Below are 17,025 nucleotides of genomic sequence, written 5' to 3'. Positions count from 1 at the left end.
TCCTAAACCCGCCAAGACTACTCCGTCTCGGTGAAGCAGCTTCTACACCCCACCATAATATAACGTCAATCCCTAAAATCAGAAAAAATTCATATTCTTCAAAGAAGTGCATTTTTTCGTAAAATAAGGCGGCCATACGGCCGCCCAATTTTTACACTCAGTTTTTAGCAACAGCCTTGGTTTTCTCTGGGAACGCAGTCTCCCAACCTCCCCCAAGGGCATTATAAAGCTGCACCAAATTACCCGATATAGTTGCGGTGCTATCCGCCAACTGCGTCTGAGACTGCAAAAGCCGGCGCTGCGTATCCAAAACCTGCAGATAACTTTGGAGCCCATGTTTATATTGGCTCTGCGCTAGTTCGAGAGAGCGCGCATCTGCCGCAACCTGGTTACGAATGTTCTGATTACGCTTTTGCTCTGCCTGATAGGCCGTAAGGGCGTTATCCACTTCCTTCCATGCGTTCAGAACCGTTTTACGATACCTCAGGGCGGCAGCTTTTTGTGAGGCCTTCTTCATGTGCAGTTGGCCTGTTAGACGCCCACCCTGAAAAATAGGCAACGTGATAGCTGGCCCAACATTCCACATACGGGAACTCCAGAAGCCCATATCGCGGAAAGAGAAGGACTGGAAACCAAAGCCCGCATCAATAGTGACTTTTGGATAGAAATCCGCCTCAGCCTGCCCCACCTCTGCGGTAGCGGCATGAAGCTCCTCACCCGCTTCTCGGATATCGGGGCGACGTTCTGCCAGTTCTGATGGCAAACCAACAGGCACTTGCGGCGGCACTGGCGGAATACCTGCGGTTTGCTCCAATTCCGTATTCAATCCGCCTGGAGGCGCGCCCATCAGCAGATTGATCGCATTGATCTGCATAGCAATGCGCTGCTCAAACTGAGGGATAAGCGCGCTTGTCCGCTCCACCTCTGAACGCGCGCTATCGACATCCAGCTCGCTGACCAAGCCGCTTTTATAACGTGATGAGCTCAATTGCAGGATTGCTGATGCTGCATCACGATTCTCTTTCGTGATGCGCAACTGTTCCTGCAAGTTACGCAGAGTCATGTAATCTGACGCCAGCTCCGCCTGCCGTGCAATCAGAATACCTCGGCGCTCTTCCATAGTCGCGTTCATATACGCTTTAGCAGCTTCGTACTGCCTGCGCACACGGCCCCAAAGATCTACTTCCCAACTGGCCTGCACCCCATCCTGCCACTGATTCAGCAAAGGAATGGAGATGGAAGAGGACTGCGCAGAAAGCATTTCCCCCATACCTGTTCCAGCCGCGTTTTCACCAATACGCTCTACAATACGCTGCAACTGTTTGCTGCTATACTGCGCCCTGCGGTATGATCCAGAAGCTGCAAGATCTGGAAACCGCTCTGCTCCAGCTAGCAGTAACTGACCACGACTAACTGCAAATTGTTCAGTGGCTTGCTGTACATCAAGGTTCTGATCTGCCAGACGTTTTTCAAGCGATGTGAGTTCGGGATCATTAAAAATGGCCCACCACTGCGGATCTGGCGCTTGCGTTGTAGGAACACTCAGCATCTGTGATGTATCTTTATTTGCTGCGCGCTGCCACTGGGAGGGAGACCATGTATCCGGCTTTTTATAATCTGGCCCCACCATGCACCCCGCCAGCATGAAAACCAGCGCCAACGCGCCTGTGCGCTGTGCATTCCGTTTTGCCACCCGTTCACCCTCACCGAAAATGATATGCCTGATAGAAAATACCAGCCCTTGCACTGACCGACCAGTTCGGTCAGCATGGTAACCTACCTTCTTTCCTCTGTGCGTCAATCGCCTGATCTTTAAAGTCTGAAATCCTGATGTCCGAATCTTCCTCCGTTTCCTCCCTCACTTCTGCTTGCACGGGGGAATCAGAAGCAAAGCGAGAGCAGATTTTAAAAGGGGCTTACAACGTGTTTGCTGAACACGGTTACGAAGGCGCCAGCATGTCTGCCATTGCGCGGGAGGCAGGTGTTTCTAAGGGCACATTATATAATTATTTCACCAATAAAGCTGATCTTTTTGGGGCTTTTGTAGAAAAATGCTGCCGGGAAAAACTCCCCCCTACCTTGGCCCCCGTACAAAAAGAGGCATCCCCCAAAGAAACACTTACAGCCGTAGGCCGTGCCATGGTGCAACTGATTACGCAGCCTGAAAGCTTGATGCTTTATAGGATGATTGTTTCTGAGGCCCCGCACTTCCCGCAACTTGCAACCATCTTTTGGTCTCATGGCCCACGCATTGCCATTGAAACTCTGTCCAACTGGATTCGCGAACAAACCCTGCGCGGCACATTAAAAACAGATGATCCTGTTTTTGCTGCAGAGCAGTTTTTCTCACTTTGCCAGACACGAATTGCGCATAGAAAGCGCTTCAACATGCCCTATGACAACATGACTGAGGACGAAGAGAAAATTATTCATGCCTCTGTAAACATGTTTCTGGCCACTTATGGTACATAAAATACCCACTAAAAAACAAACCCCGCACACATGATTGTATGCGGGGCTGCTTAAGCAAATAGCTTGGGAGCAAAGATTTATTTCTTCAGCTCTTCAACCAACTGCGGCACAACTTCAAACAAGTCAGCTTCCATTCCATAATCAGCAACCTGGAAAATGGGAGCTTCTGGGTCTTTATTGATCGCCACAATCACGCGGCTATCTTTCATGCCAGCAAGATGCTGGATAGCGCCGGAAATACCGAAGGCCATGTAGAGTTCAGGCGCAACAATCTTGCCTGTCTGCCCCACCTGATATTCGTTCGGCACAAAACCAGAATCCACAGCAGCGCGAGATGCCCCAATAGCTGCACCCAGAGCATCTGCCAGTGGGTCTAGCGTATGGAATTTTTCTTCGCTCTGCATTCCGCGCCCACCGGATACCACCACACGGGCTGTTTCCAGATCTGGACGTTCAGAATCAGACAGCTGCACAGCCTCAAACTTAGAAACTGCTGGCGCATCCACTGCTTCCACAGCTTCTACCGGAGCATTGCCGCCCGTAGATGCTGCTGCATCAAAGGAAGCATTGCGCACTGTCAGCACTTTTTTAGCATCTGAGGATTTGACCGTGGCCAGAGCATTGCCTGCATAAATGGGACGCACAAATGTTTCTGCATCCACAATGCGAACAACGTCTGGAATAGGCTGCACATCCAGCAGAGCAGCCGCACGTGGCAGCACGTTTTTGCCCGTGGCGCCCGCAGCCGCAACGATATGATCGTACCGGCCTGCCAGAGAAACAATAAGAGCAGCCAGAGGTTCAGCCAGCTCATGTGCATAGCGTGCATCTGCTGCGTGCAGCACCTTGGCAACGCCCGGCACAGCAGCCGCAGCCTGCGCGATGGAGGCATCACCCGCCACCAGCACATGCACTTCACCCAACTGGGTAGCTGCCGTTACAGCAGACAGAGCGGCCTTTCTGATCTGGCCTTCTTCATGATCCAGAAGAACAAGAGCGGTCATGATCAGATCACCTTTGCTTCGTTACGCAGTTTTTCCACCAGTTCCGCAACGGAACCAACCTTGATGCCAGCCTTGCGTTCCGGCGGCTCAGCCACGGAAACAACACTTAGGCGGGGTGTCATATCCACACCCAGCTCAGCGGCTTCAATGGTTTCCAGCGGCTTTTTCTTGGCCTTCATGATGTTCGGCAAAGACGCATAGCGTGGCTCGTTCAGGCGCAGGTCGGCCGTGATGATAGCGGGAAGCGTGAGGGAAACTTCCTCCGTGCCACCATCAATTTCACGGCTAACACGTGCATGGCCATCAGCAATTTCTACCTTGCTGGCAAATGTGCCCTGCCCCCAGCCAAGCAGGCCAGCAAGCATCTGGCCTGTGGCGTTCATGTCATCATCAATGGCCTGCTTGCCCAGAATAACCAGACCGGGCTCTTCCTTTTCAACCAGCTTACGCAGCACTTTGGCTACGGCCAGAGGTTCAGGGCTTTCTTCTGACAGAACGAGAATGGCGCGGTCTGCACCCATCGCCATGGCAGTGCGCAGCGTATCCTGCGCCTTCTGAACACCAACAGAAACCACAACAACTTCAGAAGCAGCGCCTTTTTCACGCAGGCGCACAGCTTCTTCCACCGCGATTTCATCAAACGGGTTCATGGACATCTTGACGCCAGTGGTATCAACACCACTGCCATCTGCCTTCACACGCGGTTTGATGTTGTAATCAACAACCCGCTTTACAGGTACAAGTATCTTCATGACTTCTTTCGCTTGCAGACGCAGGATGGTTCGGACGCAGCCTTACCGTACTTTACTCCAAATTCACATACCGGCCGGATAATTAGGACCACCACCACCTTCTGGCGTGGTCCAATCTATATTCTGGGCGGGATCCTTGATGTCACACGTTTTGCAGTGCACGCAGTTCTGGGCATTGATCTGCAAATGTGGATTTGTGGCTTCGTCTGCCACTTCATACACTCCAGCGGGACAATAACGGCTTTCCGGCGCACGGAAAACATCCCAGTTCACCGGCTTCCACAGGCTGGGGTTGCGCAGGCGCAGATGCACCGGCTGATCTTCCTCATGATTCGTAGCAGACAAGAATACCGAAGAAAGACGATCAAACGTTAGCTTGCCATCAGGCTTCGGATAGAACGGCTTTTCAGACAAAGAAGCAGGCTTAAGGGTATCGCTATCTTCATGCTTAAAATGCAGTGTCCACGGGGCACGGCCACGCAGCAACATGGCATCAATAGCCGCGTACACGGCACCACCCTTGGCACCAAAATGCGCAAAAGCCGGACGAATATTGCGGGCAGAACGTAGTTCTGGCCACAACCATGAACGCCGCACTTTTTCTGTAAATACGCCGGGTTCAACACGGTCGGTTTTTATGGCTTCTACAACGGCTTCTGCCGCCAGCATGCCGGACTTCATCGCTGTATGGGTGCCCTTGATTTTAGGCACGTTCAGGAAGCCAGCAGAATCCCCAATCAAAGCGCCACCGGGGAAAGTTAGGCGCGGGATAGCCTGCAACCCACCTTCAGAAAGAGCACGTGCACCGTAAGAGATGCGACGACCACCTTCCAGATGCTGGCGGAAAGCCGGATGCAGCTTGATCCGTTGCATTTCTTCAAAAGGAGAAAGCCACGTATTGGCGTAATCCAGCCCAACCACAAAACCATAGGACACCAGATTTTCGCCAAAGTGGTACAACCATGCACCACCATAAGTACTGTCATCCAACGGCCAGCCAAAGCTATGCTGCACCAAACCGGGGCGATGTTTTTCCGCCGGAATTTCCCACACTTCCTTAATGCCAAGGCCGTATGTTTGTGGGTCCACATCCTTGCGCAGATCGTAATGCCCCATCACCTGCTTGGTCAGAGAGCCTCGGCACCCTTCTGCAAACAAGGTGTAACGGGCACGCAGTTCCATACCGGGCTGGTAATTGGGGCCGGGCGTGCCTTCTTTGGTTACACCCATGTCTCCCGTTACAACACCAACCACGCGGTTACGCTCGATAATTACATCGGCACCGGCAAAACCTGGATAGATTTCCACGCCCAGTTCTTCTGCCTGCGTGGCTAACCAGCGGCAGACTTCCCCAAGGCTGACAATATAATTGCCGTGGTTGGCCATGTGCGGCATGACTTTATCCAGCAGGGGCACGCGCAGGCTGCCGGTTTCGGTCAGATACAACATATCTTCCGATGTTACCGGCGTGTTCAGCGGCGCACCACGTTCCTTCCAATCAGGAATGAGTTCTGCCAGTGCGCGGGGTTCAATAACGGCCCCGGAAACAATATGCGCCCCGATCTCGCTGCCTTTTTCAATCAGGCAGACGCTCAGATCTGGAGAAAGCTGGCGTAGGCGAATTGCAGCAGCCAACCCAGCCGGGCCGCCCCCAACAATAACGACATCAAATTCCATCGATTCCCGCACAGGCTCGCTCATTCCCGTTTCATCCCCGTTTAAAGATATGCTGCTTTCCTAAACCCGATTTGGCGCAGAATTGCAAAAACGGGCACGCAGGCCCGTTCTGCCAGAAACAGCCATGTCAGAAAAATTAGTGCTGAACAGAGCGCGGCCCAAACGCTAGTTCGTGCACTGCCCGCCAGTTCTGATCAACAAAATTAACAATCAATGTGCGACGCGTACCTTTAATGGGCCGCTTTACAAAACCGTGCCATGTTTTGTCAGACGGAATAAAAAGCACGGCCGAATTAAATGCCCCAGAAGCACGTGCAACTGATTTGCCATCTGGAGTCATCAAATCTGTCCCCAGTTCATCGGCTCCTTCCCCAGTGGAAAGAGAGATAAGCAGGGTAAGTTTTTTAGCCCCAATATCCGTATGTGGCTCTAACCAGAAGCCATCCGAATCCAGACACAATTCCAGACGCAGCGCTGCTGTATCCAATTTTACATTACAGACACGTTCAAACGCATGCCGCATGGCATCACTATCCAGCAAATGCGCCATACGGTTTAAGCGTTCATCTTGCTGACGAACCGCGGGATCAACAAACACGCGAGACTTGTTCCGTGTTTCACGCCGACCGCCCACATCCCCTGCAATAGCCGACTCGCCTGGATCCCATGCCAATAATGCCTTGCAGGCATCTGGCTCCAGCACATTTGCCAACATCCAATGTGGAAAAGGGTGAGAGGCCACTGGCGTTTGCGCCAGCAAATTTGGCAGAGAGAATGTCCCGCTCTGATCGGGAGCAGTGGCATCAGGACTCATGGCGTCCGATCCTTCAGCTGTCACAGAATATCGGCTGGATAAAGGCAGCGCTATGGCTGTCTTGCATAGCTCCCTTTCATGGGAAGCTTTCCTTCCTTGCGCCAAAATACTGGCACAATCAAGGCTTGGTTCTACTTAAAGAGCAGCAGAAAACTGTGGTGCAGCACCTTGCCCTGTTGCCTGTGCCTGCTGCTGCAAAGCACGCCGCCGCGTATCAAACACAGCAGCCACATGCCTTACAAAAGGCCGGCCAAACGCAGTAACGCTGATGTTCTGGCCATCAATCTTCACCAACTCATCCTGCTCAAATGGACGAAGCTGTGCAAGCTCTTCAGAAAAATCGTACCCCTGCCCTACAGCGGCAAGGTCAACAGCCATATCGCACATAATGCGTTCAATAATGGCCCCGCGCAGTTTGTCATCTTCCGTAAAAGCAACGCCACGCGCTACCGGGAGAGAATCGGAATTTTCAGCCATTGCCCGCGCATAAGCGGCCACACTTGTAATGTTCTGGGCAAACCCGGCAGGCAACATGGAAATGGCCGAAGCCCCCATCCCTAACAAAACAGGGCAGGAATCTGTTGTATAACCCTGAAAGTTACGATGTAGCGCTCCAGCTTTGGCTGCTTTAGCCAAACCATCTTCTGGTAGAGCGTAATGATCTAACCCTATGGGTTGGTAGCCCTGTGCCTGCAAAACCCGATCTATTTCCGCCCGCTGCGCCAGTCTTTCATCAGACTTCGGCAAGGAGGCTTCCGGGATCAGGCGCTGCCGCTTTTGCTTCCACGGCACATGCGCATACCCAAATACCGCCAGCCGATCTGGCCGTAAGGAGGCAATTTTAAGCGCCGTTGCGCCCACGCTTTCTACTGTCTGGTAAGGTAAGCCGTAAATCAGATCAATATTCACGCCAGACACACCAGCGGCACGCGCTGCCTGAATACTTGCTTGCGTCTGCTCAAAAGACTGATGACGACCACACGCTTCCTGCACCCGAGGTTCCAGATCCTGCACGCCGAGGCTAATACGGGTAAAACCCAAATCACCTAGCAACGCAGGATAATCCTGCGGCACATGCCGAGGATCAAGCTCCATCGCCAATTCGGCTTGTGGATCAAACTGAAAAAATGTTCGGATAGAGCGTATAATCTGCCGCAAAGCATGCGGAGGCAAAGTGGTAGGCGTGCCGCCACCAAACTGCACATGCTTTACTGTGCGTTGTTCCCCTACAAGGGCCACAATACGGCGCATTTCCTCACGCAGAAGATCACCGTAAGCTAAGCGCCCATCCTCATGCCGCATAACGGATGTGTTGCACCCACAAAACCGGCAGAGTTCATCGCAAAAAGGAACATGAAAATAGAGGGAGACAGGTTCATTCTCAGGCAGTGCTTTCAACCAACCTGCAACCTGTTGGGGGCCGACCGCTTCCGTAAAGCTGGCTGCGGTCGGGTAACTTGTATAGCGCGGCAGATTCCCACCGTAGCGGGAAATCAGATCAGATACGGATACCGCGCCCATAATGTGCCTTAGAACCGGTAAGCGATACCAGCGGAAACCACTGTCGGATCCAGAGATTCGTGTGCTTTCACTTTCAGGCTTTCTGCCGGGTTTTCAACCCAAGCATGCATACGCACGAACATCTGTTTGACATCTGCGTTGAAGAACCAGTTGCCCACGATCTGGTAATCGAAACCAACGTTAACAGACGGGCCACCGGTGAAGCCAGCGTTCAGCTTGGTCAGACCCAGAGCAGAACCACGGTTACCGTTCATGTTGTGGAACCACATAGCCGTTGCACCCACACCCACATATGGGTTGAAGCGCTTATGCGGACGGAAATGCCAAGCGAATGTTACCGTTGGGGGCAGAACCCATGCGCTACCAACATCCAGCTTGCGGGGGCCACCCAGAGAAGGCACATCGCTACCCAGCGCAGCCACTTCATGACGGGTGCTGGTGGCAATCAGATCAACAGACAGGTTGTCTGTGATGAAGTATTCCACCGTCAGTTCCGGCATGGCCTGATTGGTGGTGGAAAGATGCGTGTTGTTCAATGGCAGATGGTTCAGACCAAGGCCAGGAGCTGTCAGCCAAGCCTTGCTATCACGATCCTGCGGCAGAACGCCCACACCGGACAAACGGATCATGAAGTCCCCACGGCCAAGACCGATCTTTGTGCTGGCGCAGGTTTCAAACAGGCCACAATGCCCCGCACCCGGCTTTGGTGCATCGGGAATGCGCTGCATGACCGGTGCATTCACATATGCAGCGTTAGGAGCTGTTGTCTGAGCTTTGGCGGTACCGGCCAGAGCGGCAACGCCAGCCACCACTGCCGTAAAAAGGGAACGGAACTTGACCATGCCTGTGTGTCTTTCCACTGCGCTAGAGAACAATATCTGAAGCGGGAAAAATCATGCGCGCGTTCTTCCAGCCTTGATTTAGATCAAATCCCAGACATCTCCGCCCCATATGCGACAATACTGTGTCATTTTAACCACAGCGCATTTTAAGGCCTATAGCTAGGGCAAATTGTAACCAATCCACCCCAGACAACTGCGCATTATTGATTTATATCAACAAGGACATAATAGTTACGCCACATATTCCTTTTCTTTCCGGTCCAGCACGTTCGCCATAATGCTGAAGGTACCGGGTTTTCCGGATTCTGCTTCCATGCCACCTTCTCCTTCCGCTCAGGCACTTCATTCCGTTGGCAAACGCACCGGACGCACAGATACCGATTCCACTCGATGTTTGATGTGCAAGGTGCGCGAGTATAACCTGTGCAGCAGCATAGAAGATCAGGATGTGGCGGTTTTGGCACACGCCACACGTCAGATTTCCTTGCCTCCGGGCACGGCAGTTATTGAAGAAGGCACACCGGCATCTGCTTTTTTCAATGTTATTAGCGGCACAGTTAAACTGTTTAAATCTCTACCAGATGGACGCCGCCAGATTACCGGATTTGCAGATGCAGGCCAGTTTGTTGGCCTTAGTAACTCACGCACCTATTCTTTTGGGGCAGAAACCGTAAGCACTGTATTATTGTGCCGCTGCACACATGCGCAGATAGAAAATTTATTGGCCGAATACCCAGGATTTGCCCGCCATCTCCTCTCGGCTGTCACGCATGAATTGGCTGATGCACAGGAACAGATGCTGCTGTTAGGGCGCAAAACCGCCAAAGAAAAAGTTGCCAGCTTTCTTCTAGACCGGATCAAACAATATCACCGCACCTATCCGCATGATCCCGATGCAGAAACCACAGCTTCTGTGCCCATGACACGTGTGGATATTGCAGACTATCTGGGGCTGACAATTGAAACGGTAAGCCGCACCATCAGCGCCCTCCGCCGTGATAAAATTATTTCGGGCACAGAAAATCACTGCATCCGCATTCTTTCCCTGCCCAATCTGCAAGACATCGCTTACGGCCTTAAATCCATTTAGCGCATAAAAGAAAAAGGCTGGCCCATTTCTGAACCAGCCTTTCCAACGATTCGGATAACCTCAATTTTTTAGTTATCGTCGTCATCACCGCCATCATCAGATGACGGGGCATTATTACTGCCATCTGGAGAGATCGCGATAAACAGAGACTGATTATCCCGCATAACCCGCAACAACACAGGCTTTTTAGACGCCAGTGCGGCCTTTACGCTGGCCACCGCCGCCCGCGGGGAATCCACAGCCTGACTGCCAATAGCCTGAATGACATCTCCTGGCCGAATACCCGCCTGATCTGCCGGGGAACCAGGATCAACGTCACTCACAACAACGCCGCGCACATCTGCCGAAAGCCCCAACTGCTGGCGCACATCGCGAGAAAGGGGTGCCAAGGCAATACCAAGCCGCTGGCCACGTGCAACATCCGTATTGCTGCCGCTGCTGCCATCACTGGAAGCAGTTTTCAGATCTCCGATTGTAACGGTAGCTGTCTGGGCTTTACCGCCGCGTAGATAACCGATTGTAGCCTGCTTACCCGGTGCCATAGACGCCACGCGCACAGCCAGATCATGTGGGTTGCTGACTTTCTGCCCATTAAAATCGGTAATCACATCTTCCGATTTCAGGCCAACTTTTTCAGCCGGACTACCGGGGCTTACGCTTGCAACCAGCGCACCAACTGGCGGTGCCCCCGGTGTGGAGGGAGCCGGCAAACCAAGGGCGCGCGCCATAACAGGAGAAATAACCTGTGCATTTACGCCCAGATAGCCGCGTACCACATGCCCCGTTTTGCGAAGCTGCTCGACCACATTGCGCACGGTATCCGATGGAATCGCAAACCCGATGCCAATAGACCCCCCGCCAGAAGGTGAGAGAATGGCGGTATTCACCCCAACAACCTTACCATCCTGTGTAAACAGCGGGCCGCCGGAATTCCCACGATTAATGGGCGCATCAACCTGAATGAAGTTATCGTAAGGGCCTTCGTTAATATCTCGGCCACGGGCAGAAACAATACCAGCCGTAACAGTGCCACCCAGCCCATACGGATTGCCAACGGCAATCACCCATTCACCGGGCTGCACATCATCTGATTCCCCCAGTTCAATAAAGGGTAGTTTTTCAGACGTTGTCACCTTCAGAAGCGCCAGATCGGTTTTGCCATCACGCCCTACCACCTTGGCAGGCAGCGTTGTGCCATCATCCAATGTTACCGTAACCTTGGTGGCGCCTTTGACCACATGGTTGTTGGTCACCACGTAACCATCGGCTGAAATCACAAAGCCGGAGCCTCTGGCCTCAATCGTCTGATGAGAAGGCTGCGGCATCATCTGGAAAGGAAACGGGAACGGGAAAGGCATGCCGCCCATACCGCCGCCATCCCCTTCCACGGCATCTGCGCGGATCATGGATGTAATAGACACCACGGCCGGCTTAACCTGCTTAACCAGACTGACAAAATCCGGAATACGCTGAGAAGTGGGGGTGTTCGGCTTAATAACACTATCAGCTTCTGCGCGTGCTGGCGTGCTGCACCATGGAGCGGCGGCCGTTACCAATACACAGCTTGCCAGAAGGGCTGAGAGCCAATTACGGCGTCTGTTCCGCGCCCAAACTTTTGTCACAGATTTTCCCGACATCACGACTTCGACTGTTCCTTGTTTTATCCCGACAGGACAATTCCCGGACGGTCCAAACACCCCTCTCTGGCAGCCACCACAGATTGCCCAGAGTTTACAGTGCCTTACGCCTACAACGCTAACATGGTTTCTCAACCAAGAAAAAAAAGCTGTCTCTTTGATAATTTCACAAGATGTTATCGGCAGCGTAATGTCTGGAAAAAAGTTTTCAGCATTTCCGCCGATTCCTGCTCCCTTACGCCGCCTATAACTTCCATACGATGTAAGGTTTCGAGGCGATGCGGCAAGCGTGCACCGTGCTCTACGCCACCGCCTTTGGGGTCATACGCGCCAAACACCACCCTCCCCAGCCGAAAATGCGCCATAGCCGCCGCGCACATAGGGCATGGTTCAAGCGAGACAAATAAGGTGCAGTCTGCCAGCTTTTGCCCCTGCCGCTGTTGCACGGCTTCGCGCATGACCAACATTTCAGCATGAGCTGATGGATCATGCAGCTCTTCAACGCGGTTACCTGCCTGCGCCAACACGTTTCCGGCGCTATCCAGCAGCACGGCCCCCACCGGCACTTCTCCGTTTGCAGCAGCAAGATGCGCCTGCCACAACGCCAGCTCCATGCCGTTTTGTTTAGTCATGCCGCGTACTCACGAAATGTTACTCTCTGCCATCCGAAACGTTCAGGTTTTTTTCGCTTTGTATCTACTAGAAAATATCCAGATTCTTCTTGCAATCGTGCATGCTTTTTTGTCATCCTGCCTTAAAGGAGCCTTAATCTGTTCTGTAACAGAGCGTGAGGGTACCTTTGGGGTTGTTTTTCAAGCATACCAAACCCGATTGAGGAGGGTCAGAAACATGCATAGCCTGTCTTTCATTCTGGCTGCTGCGGCCATTGGATTTGGTCTCGCCATTGCAGACGGTGTCAATTACGAACCGGCAACCTTGGCGCCGCCCCCCACCGCCACCAAAACGCTTCCTATCAGTATTCCTTCCTTTCTGTCCCGCTAACAGGCAAGCCAGAAACGGATTGGTCGCACGGGTTTTTGTTTCCCGCGCCAGTACTTTGCTACATACCCCTGAAAGAACGGTATTGCCTCTCTTTCTTTTCCGTTCTTTCAGGATAGTGGCATATGATAGAAAAACGTCCCGTTATTGGTATTACGCTTGATTTGGAAGATGGCGGTGAAGGCCGTTATTCCCGCTTCAAATGGTATGCCATGCGGGAAAATTATATGTCTGCCGTTTCCACCGCAGGCGGGCTGCCTGTTGCGTTGCCTTTGTTTCCGCAGCTTTGTGCCGATTACATGCACCTGCTGGACGGATTGATTATAACGGGTGGCGCATTTGATATTGATCCCTCTCTATATGGGGAAACGCATGTGCACCCCACCGTAAGCTTGCGCCCTCGCCGCACGCAGGCTGAGGCTGCTTATCTGGCTGAGGCCTTACAGCGTGATATGCCGGTTTTAGGTATATGCGGTGGCATGCAACTTATAGCCGTGGCCCTTGGCGGCAGCCTGATCCAGCACATTCCAGAAGAATGCCCCACAGCCCTTCCGCACGAACAGCCAAACCCACGGGATGAAGCAAGCCACAGTGTAACGGTCACGCCGGATACCTTATTGGCCCGTATTACGCACAACCCCGCACGTATTGGCGTTAATTCATCCCACCATCAGGCTGTCAAAACACCGGGAAGATGCATTATTAACGCTGTAGCAGAAGATGGTATTATTGAGGGGATTGAAGATCCCACACATTCTTTTTGCCTTGGGGTGCAATGGCACCCGGAATTTGGCATAGACCCCGCAGACAAAGCACTTTTCAAAGCCTTCATACAGGCAGCAGGAGATTCAGCGTGACGCAGGAAACCCGAGGGGAACGCATAGCAAAATGGCTGGCCCGCAGTGGCGTTGCCAGCCGCCGTGATGCGGAGCGCATGATAGAGGAAAACCGCATCCGCCTGAATGGCCAGCCGGTAACACACCCTGCCACCTTTGTAACAAATGGCGATATTGTGCAGGTTGATGGAGAACCCGTTTCAGCCCCGGAACGCACCCGTTTGTGGCGTTACCATAAGCCAGATGGCTTGGTGACAACGCACAAAGACCCGGAAGGTCGGCCTACGGTTTTTGCCTCCCTGCCAGAGGGTATGCCACGCGTTATCAGCGTTGGACGCCTTGATCTGAACAGTGAAGGACTGCTGCTGCTCACCAATGATGGCGAGCTAGCCCGCAGGCTGGAACTTCCCTCCAACGGCTGGCTACGCCGCTACCGAGTGCGCGTCTTTGGCGTGGTGGATGAAGAACGCTTGGCAAGCCTTGCCCAAGGCAGCGTGTTTGATGGTGTGCGTTACGGCCCTATCCATGCTGTTCTGGATTCGCGCAAGGGTGACAATGCGTGGCTGACAGTTTCCCTCAAGGAAGGGAAAAACCGTGAAATCCGTAAGGTAATGGCGGGCATGAACCTGCACGTCAGCCGCCTGATACGCACCAGTTATGGGCCTTTTCAGCTTGGCACTTTGCTGCGCCGTGAACTGGAAGAAGTTTCTCCCCGCGTGCTGCGTGATCAGCTCCCCAAAGCAACAGAAAAGACCCCAACCACCCAACGCGCACCTGCAAAATAGGCAGATTAATGGTTCGGATTATTGCTGGCAGCCGTAAAGGGCGGCTACTAACAGCCCCCACAGGGCAGATTACACGCCCCACGGCAGACCGTGTACGGCAGGCCTTGTTTGATATGCTGCTACATGCACCTTGGGGTGGGCCTACACTTCTCTCAGGCGCGCATGTGCTGGACGCATTTGCTGGCACAGGCGCACTGGGACTAGAAGCGCTTTCTCGCGGGGCAAAGCATGCAACTTTCTTCGAAACGAGCCGCCCTGCCCTAGCCGCGTTACGGGCCAATATTCAAGCCTGCAAATGGGAAGATAGCTGCACCGTGATTGCGCGGGATGTCATCTCCCCACCGGCCTGCACGGCCTCGGCTAGATTGGTGTTTCTAGATCCCCCCTATCACCAGAAGCTGCCTGAGCGCGCCCTCAAAGCCCTACAAAGCAAAGGCTGGATTGCTCCAGACGCCATTGCGGCTATTGAAACAGGGCGTGAGGAAGCTTTACCTTTTTCCACCCAAGAAGAAGCGTTAGAAACGGCAAGCCCACCCGTTTTTCTAGCAGAACGCCAACATGGCGCAGCCCGATTTTCTATCTGGCGTCTTTAAGCTTTTTACACGTTCCAGCAGGTGCGCTACACAGGCAGAACGAAAATGGATTTTACGCAAATAGAAGGTAACGGCATTCATGGCTGGCAGCGTTAACAAGGTTATTCTGGTCGGCAATCTGGGCAAAGACCCCGAAGTGCGCTCCAGCCAGAGCGGTGCAAAGATTGTTTCCTTCTCTCTGGCCACCAGCGACACATGGAATGACCGCGCATCTGGTGAACGGCGTGAACGCACAGAATGGCATCGCGTAGTCATTTTTAATGAACGGCTGGCAGATGTGGCCGAACGTTTCCTGCGCAAAGGCCGCAAGGTTTATCTGGAAGGCTCCCTGCAAACCAGAAAATGGACAGATCAGGGTGGTCAGGAACGCTATACAACGGAAGTGATTATTGACCGCTTCCGTGGTGAACTGGTGCTGCTGGATAGCCGCAATAGTGGCGAAGGTGAAAGCGAAGGCGGCGGTGGCTTTAGCGGTGGAAGCGGCAGCAGCTACGGTGGCTACAACAGTGGGGGCAGCGGTAGTGCTTCTTATGGCGCTCCATCATCCGCACCACGCCAGCCGCCAGCGCAGCGCAGCGGCGGCAATAACTCCGGCGGCTGGGATGCATCTGGCGGCAACGGGGATCTTGATGACGAAATCCCGTTCTAATCAACCCAACTGATTGGAGGCTGGCTGCACTATCTTATGGCCAGCCTTATCCATTCCAGACATGCTTCCTGCTGTTTCTTCCCCATTCCGTATTAAGCTGGCTGGATATCTCACAGCAGCAGGTTTGGTGTGCCTGAGTATCTTCCCATTTTTTCTATTCTATAGCCGCGCCCTTTCGGACACGTTTGCTTCTATCATCGGGGGGCTGTTTCTGTTGCACAGTGTCCTGTTGCAGGACTGGCAATGGATTAAACAACCGTGGCTTAAACTGGCCGCATTATTTTGCGGATTATGCCTGCTTTCTTCCATGCGTGTTGGCATTACGGGGGAATGGGTGCAGGCGCTTTGCCTGCCTCGGCTTTTTCTGTTTTGCGTGGCACTACAATGCTGGCTTCTTGCCACTAAAGCACAACGCATGTGGCTGGAACGCATCTGCTTACTGGCCGCTTTGTGGCTGATAAGCCAATGTTGGCAACAGTATCTAACCGGCACAAACCTGATGGGAATGCCGCGCTGGGGTGATGGCAGCCTGACAGGGCCATTCACAAAACCCCGCGCGGGGTTTACGCTGCTGATGCTGTTTTTTCCCGGCATTATGCCAAGCGTTTTACGCCTGTTACGCCAAAATAAGCTGAAATACTGGGTTCTTGGCTGTGCGCTTCTGTTGCTGGGCGTTACAACCATGGTGCTGATCGGCCAGCGTATGAGCTGTGTGCTGCTCTTTTTTGGGCTGTCTCTTACGGCATTTATCTTTCCCCGCTTTCGCTTGCCCTTTGGCCTCATTCTTGCGTGCGCTGGTGGGTTGATTGCCTGCTTGCCTGTCATCTCTCCGCCTGTTTACGCCAAACTTGTCCTAAAATTTTCTGATCAGTTGCATCATTTTGCCCAAAGCGACTACGGTAAGCTTTTCCGTTCCGCCATTGCTATGGTTGCCCAACACCCTTGGACGGGGCTGGGTATGGATGGCTTTAGGAATTTCTGCCACGTCCCTATCCAAACACATGCCTTATCTTTTCTAGGCATAGAAACGCTTACAAATGATACGGATCGGGGCTGTAATATTCATCCGCACAACTATTATCTGCAAGTTGCCACAACGGCTGGTTTACCGGGCCTTGTGGCATTTATAGGTTTGGCTTTTCAATGGGTGCGCATTGGCTGGCAAGCGCTGGATGTAGAACACCATCCGCAGCAAGCCATGCTCTTTGTAGCCTGTTGCATTCTGTTATGGCCCATTACTTCAACCAGCGCTGTTTTTTCTTTCCCCACTGCGGGATGGATTTTTATGTTTGTTGGTTGGCTTATAGCAGCATCAAGCTCACAAAAACGTGCATAATTTTGTTAAGAAAGCGTT

Annotated in this window: 17 protein-coding genes; 8 read left to right on the top strand and 9 right to left on the bottom strand. The window is 52.9% G+C overall.

Annotated elements, in window-relative coordinates:
* Nucleotides 1-157: 157 nt before the first annotated feature.
* A complete protein-coding gene (locus FKW31_RS08120) occupies nt 158-1,747 on the bottom strand; it encodes an efflux transporter outer membrane subunit (RefSeq protein ID WP_116100200.1) in 1,590 nt (529 codons plus the stop codon).
* A gap of 83 nt (nt 1,748-1,830) precedes the next feature.
* Here FKW31_RS08120 and FKW31_RS08115 point away from each other — a divergent pair, with 83 nt between their 5' ends.
* Nucleotides 1,831-2,472, top strand: coding sequence for a TetR/AcrR family transcriptional regulator (locus tag FKW31_RS08115; RefSeq protein ID WP_150178257.1), 642 nt, complete (start codon nt 1,831-1,833; stop codon nt 2,470-2,472).
* Between the two features lie 77 nt (nt 2,473-2,549).
* On the opposite strand, the gene FKW31_RS08110 is transcribed toward FKW31_RS08115, so the two are convergent.
* The 6 genes from FKW31_RS08110 to FKW31_RS08085 form a co-directional block, all read right to left on the bottom strand.
* Nucleotides 2,550-3,476: an FAD-binding protein gene (locus FKW31_RS08110; RefSeq protein WP_063354745.1), complete on the bottom strand. Its 927-nt coding sequence runs from the start codon at nt 3,474-3,476 to the stop codon at nt 2,550-2,552.
* A gap of 2 nt (nt 3,477-3,478) precedes the next feature.
* Nucleotides 3,479-4,228: an electron transfer flavoprotein subunit beta/FixA family protein gene (locus FKW31_RS08105; RefSeq protein ID WP_006115584.1), complete on the bottom strand. Its 750-nt coding sequence runs from the start codon at nt 4,226-4,228 to the stop codon at nt 3,479-3,481.
* A gap of 63 nt (nt 4,229-4,291) precedes the next feature.
* Complete coding sequence (locus tag FKW31_RS08100) at nt 4,292-5,929, bottom strand: electron transfer flavoprotein-ubiquinone oxidoreductase (RefSeq protein ID WP_063354746.1); 1,638 nt, start codon at nt 5,927-5,929, stop codon at nt 4,292-4,294.
* Nucleotides 5,930-6,041: 112 nt separating this feature from the next.
* On the bottom strand, nt 6,042-6,719 hold the full coding sequence (locus FKW31_RS08095; RefSeq protein ID WP_063354747.1) for a 2OG-Fe(II) oxygenase: 678 nt from the start codon (nt 6,717-6,719) through the stop codon (nt 6,042-6,044).
* 135 nt (nt 6,720-6,854) lie between these two features.
* Nucleotides 6,855-8,240 (bottom strand): oxygen-independent coproporphyrinogen III oxidase, encoded by a 1,386-nt coding sequence (gene hemN / locus FKW31_RS08090; protein ID WP_063354748.1) that lies wholly within the window; start codon nt 8,238-8,240, stop codon nt 6,855-6,857.
* 8 nt (nt 8,241-8,248) lie between these two features.
* Nucleotides 8,249-9,082, bottom strand: coding sequence for an OmpW family protein (locus FKW31_RS08085; RefSeq protein WP_035353084.1), 834 nt, complete (start codon nt 9,080-9,082; stop codon nt 8,249-8,251).
* 277 nt (nt 9,083-9,359) lie between these two features.
* Here FKW31_RS08085 and FKW31_RS08080 point away from each other — a divergent pair, with 277 nt between their 5' ends.
* Nucleotides 9,360-10,172 carry a Crp/Fnr family transcriptional regulator gene (locus FKW31_RS08080; protein WP_006115589.1) on the top strand — a complete coding sequence of 271 codons (813 nt, stop codon included), beginning with the start codon at nt 9,360-9,362 and terminating at the stop codon, nt 10,170-10,172.
* A gap of 68 nt (nt 10,173-10,240) precedes the next feature.
* Here the strand turns inward: FKW31_RS08080 and FKW31_RS08075 are convergent, their stop codons facing one another.
* Together FKW31_RS08075 and FKW31_RS08070 are read right to left on the bottom strand one after the other, a co-directional pair.
* Nucleotides 10,241-11,809, bottom strand: a complete 1,569-nt coding sequence (locus FKW31_RS08075; protein ID WP_035353081.1) for a Do family serine endopeptidase — start codon at nt 11,807-11,809, stop codon at nt 10,241-10,243.
* Between the two features lie 176 nt (nt 11,810-11,985).
* Nucleotides 11,986-12,441, bottom strand: a complete 456-nt coding sequence (locus FKW31_RS08070; RefSeq protein ID WP_150178256.1) for a nucleoside deaminase — start codon at nt 12,439-12,441, stop codon at nt 11,986-11,988.
* Nucleotides 12,442-12,658: 217 nt separating this feature from the next.
* Between FKW31_RS08070 and FKW31_RS16035 the strand changes: the two genes are divergently transcribed.
* From FKW31_RS16035 to FKW31_RS08040, 6 genes are all read left to right on the top strand, one after another.
* Nucleotides 12,659-12,811, top strand: a complete 153-nt coding sequence (locus FKW31_RS16035) for a hypothetical protein (protein ID WP_003626506.1) — start codon at nt 12,659-12,661, stop codon at nt 12,809-12,811.
* A 122-nt stretch (nt 12,812-12,933) separates the two neighbouring features.
* Complete coding sequence (locus tag FKW31_RS08060) at nt 12,934-13,665, top strand: gamma-glutamyl-gamma-aminobutyrate hydrolase family protein (protein WP_150178255.1); 732 nt, start codon at nt 12,934-12,936, stop codon at nt 13,663-13,665.
* Nucleotides 13,662-14,429 carry a pseudouridine synthase gene (locus FKW31_RS08055; RefSeq protein ID WP_150178254.1) on the top strand — a complete coding sequence of 256 codons (768 nt, stop codon included), beginning with the start codon at nt 13,662-13,664 and terminating at the stop codon, nt 14,427-14,429. The genes FKW31_RS08060 and FKW31_RS08055 overlap by 4 nt, the downstream gene beginning before the upstream one ends.
* Before the next feature lie 8 nt (nt 14,430-14,437).
* Nucleotides 14,438-15,022: a 16S rRNA (guanine(966)-N(2))-methyltransferase RsmD gene (gene rsmD, locus FKW31_RS08050; protein ID WP_150178253.1), complete on the top strand. Its 585-nt coding sequence runs from the start codon at nt 14,438-14,440 to the stop codon at nt 15,020-15,022.
* Nucleotides 15,023-15,101: 79 nt separating this feature from the next.
* Entirely contained in the window at nt 15,102-15,671 is a 570-nt protein-coding gene (gene ssb, locus FKW31_RS08045) for a single-stranded DNA-binding protein (RefSeq protein WP_150178252.1), read from the top strand.
* 61 nt (nt 15,672-15,732) lie between these two features.
* Nucleotides 15,733-17,007 (top strand): O-antigen ligase, encoded by a 1,275-nt coding sequence (locus tag FKW31_RS08040; RefSeq protein ID WP_150178251.1) that lies wholly within the window; start codon nt 15,733-15,735, stop codon nt 17,005-17,007.
* Nucleotides 17,008-17,025: the final 18 nt, after the last annotated feature.

Origin of the sequence: Acetobacter sp. DmW_136 (assembly GCF_008690365.1) — a bacterium.
Lineage (GTDB): Bacteria > Pseudomonadota > Alphaproteobacteria > Acetobacterales > Acetobacteraceae > Acetobacter > Acetobacter oryzifermentans.
The sequence above is the reverse complement of the archived record's forward strand: the minus strand, read 5'-3'. Positions and strand labels throughout refer to the sequence as shown.